This window comes from Actinoplanes oryzae, assembly GCF_030757795.1.
Classification (GTDB): Bacteria; Actinomycetota; Actinomycetes; order Mycobacteriales; family Micromonosporaceae; genus Actinoplanes.
The window spans coordinates 1-2,375 of the sequence record NZ_JAUQWH010000324.1; the positions used below are offsets into that span (position 1 = coordinate 1).

A 2,375-nucleotide genomic window follows, 5' to 3' on the forward strand; every position below is an offset into this window, starting at 1 on the left:
TGCCGCCGAGCGATTCGGTCACCCAGGTCGGGTCGCCCGAGAACAGCTGGTCGTACTCGGGGGTGCGCAGGAACCGGATGATGCGTAGCTTGATGACGAAGTCGTCGATCAGCTCCTGCGCCTGCTGCTCGGTCAATGTCCCTTCGGCGATGTCGCGCTGCAGGTAGATGTCGGCGAAGGAGGCTGTGCGCCCGAGCGACATGGCCGCGCCGTTCTGCTCCTTGGTGGCGGCCAGGTAGGCGAAGTAGAGCCACTGGATCGCTTCGCGGCCGGTGGTGGCAGGGCCGGAGATGTCGTGGCCGTAGCGGCCGGCCATGAACCGCAATTCCTCGAGAGCGCGGATCTGTTCGGCGAGTTCCTCGCGGTCGCGGATCACGTCCTCCGAGGAGAGCTGTCCGTCGAGTGACGCTTTGACCGCTCGACGTTCGATGATGAGCCGGTCCACGCCGTAGAGCGCTACGCGCCGGTAGTCGCCAATGATCCGGCCACGGCCGTACGCGTCGGGCAGCCCGGTGATGATGTGCGAGCGGCGGGCAGCCTTGACATCGGCGGGATAAGCGTCGAAGACCCCGTCGTTGTGGGTCTTGCGGTACTGGCTGAAGATGGCCTTCACGTGCGGGTCGAGACCGAAGCCGTACGCGGCCAGGCCGTTCTCCACCATGCGCAGGCCGCCGCTGGGCATGATCGCGCGGCGCAGCGGCGAGCTGGTCTGCAGGCCGACGATCAGCTCGTGGTCGCGGTCGAGGTAGCCGGGCTCGTGCGAGGTGATCGTGGAGGGGGTGTGGGTGTCCACGTCGTAGATCCCGCGCCGGCGTTCCTCGGCGAACATCCGCTGCAGCTGCCGCCAGATCCGCTGCGTGCGGGGCGTCGGTCCGGTCAGGAACGAAGCGTCCCCGGCGTACGGCTCGATGTTGTCGTGGATGAACGCGCCGACGTCGATCGTCTCCCGCCAGCCGGTGCCGAGGAATCCGCGCCAGGCGTCCCGCGGTGTGATGGTCATGGCCCCTCCTTCGTCTCCTCTCAGCCTTGCCGAGCAAGACCCCGCCGGTCAGGGCCGGAGGTCCCGGACGGTCGGGACCGTCCGGGACCTCCGGGTGCGGGCGCGATCTCGCCGGCCCGGGGGTGTGGTCTAGGGGAGCAGGACCAGCCGGGCCGGAACCCGGCCGGCGAGCACCTCCTCGATCGCGGTGTTGATCTGCTCCAGCGGGCGGGTCTCGAAGCACACCTTGGTGCGCCCGGCGGCGTGCAGCTTGAAGACCTCGGCCAGGTCGGCGCGGGTTCCGACGATGGAGCCGATGACCCGGATACCCTTCAGCACGGTCTGGAAGATCGGCAGCGACATGGTGTTGTCCTTCGGCATCGACACCAGGATCAGGCGTCCACCGGGGCGCAGGCAGGCGTGGGCCTGCTCGAGGACACTGCGGTCGGCGGCGAGGACGACCGCGACGTCGACAGGACCTATCTGGTCGGTGAGCCGCACGGCGTCCACCGCGGTGGCGTTGACGACTCGGGTGGCGCCCAGGTGCTTGGCCAGAGCGAGCTTCTCCTCCGTGACGTCAATGGCTATGGTCTCTCCGCCGAAGATCTGGGCGTACTGCAGGGCGAGGTGCCCGAGTCCGCCGATGCCGAAGATCGCCACTCGGTCCCCGGGGGTCACTCCGCCGACCTTGACCGCCTTGTACGTCGTGACCCCGGCGCAGGTCAGAGGTGCGGCCTCGGCCGGGTCGATGCCGGCCGGGACCTCGACGGCGAAGCGGGCATCGCTGATCAGGTACTCGGCGTGCCCGCCGTCCAGGGAGTATCCGGTGTTGAGTTGTGCCTCGCACAGCGTCTCCCAGCCGGTCACGCAGTATTTGCACGTGCCGCAGGCGTGCCCGAGCCACGGGACGGCGACGCGGTCACCGACGGTGTGCTCGGTGACGCCCGGACCGACCTTGTCGACGATGCCCACGCCCTCGTGGCCGGGGATGAACGGGGGAGCCGGCTTGACCGGCCAGTCACCGCGGGCGGCGTGGATGTCGGTGTGGCACAGGCCGCTGGCCTCGATGCGGACGAGGATCTGCCCGTCACCGGGCTGCGGGGTCGGGACCTCCCGGACGGCCAGCGGTTCGGTGAAGCTGGTGACGACGGCTGCACGCATGACATTCTCCTTCGGTCGCTGTCTTCAGCGTGGTCGGCCGCGAACGTCGTCAGTAGGGCCGAACGACCCGCTCAACGCTCCACGACCAACCGGCGGGCGCGGAGGAGGCGGGCCCACCACGGCCTCGCCGTGCGGCTCGCCCTCAGCGCCGGCCGCGCACTGTGCTTGAGGCTGATCCAGCCGCCGGGACCCATCGTCACCGTGCCGATGGCGGGCCGCCGGCGCAGCGCGAGGC

Annotated in this window: 2 protein-coding genes; both read right to left on the bottom strand. The window is 69.6% G+C overall.

Features of this window, described 5'->3' with window-relative positions:
* A partial coding sequence (locus RBH18_RS43590) for a pyruvate formate lyase family protein (protein ID WP_306216393.1) occupies window positions 1-1,000 on the bottom strand: 1,000 nt, incomplete at its 3' end.
* A 129-nt stretch (window positions 1,001-1,129) separates the two neighbouring features.
* Window positions 1,130-2,140: an alcohol dehydrogenase AdhP gene (gene adhP / locus RBH18_RS43595; RefSeq protein WP_306216394.1), complete on the bottom strand. Its 1,011-nt coding sequence runs from the start codon at window positions 2,138-2,140 to the stop codon at window positions 1,130-1,132.
* Window positions 2,141-2,375: the final 235 nt, after the last annotated feature.

Bases quoted from the DNA above. Each gene is read 5' to 3' on its own strand.
- adhP (WP_306216394.1), bottom strand. From the start codon at position 2,140: ATGCGTGCAGCCGTCGTCACCAGCTTCACCGAACCGCTGGCCGTCCGG.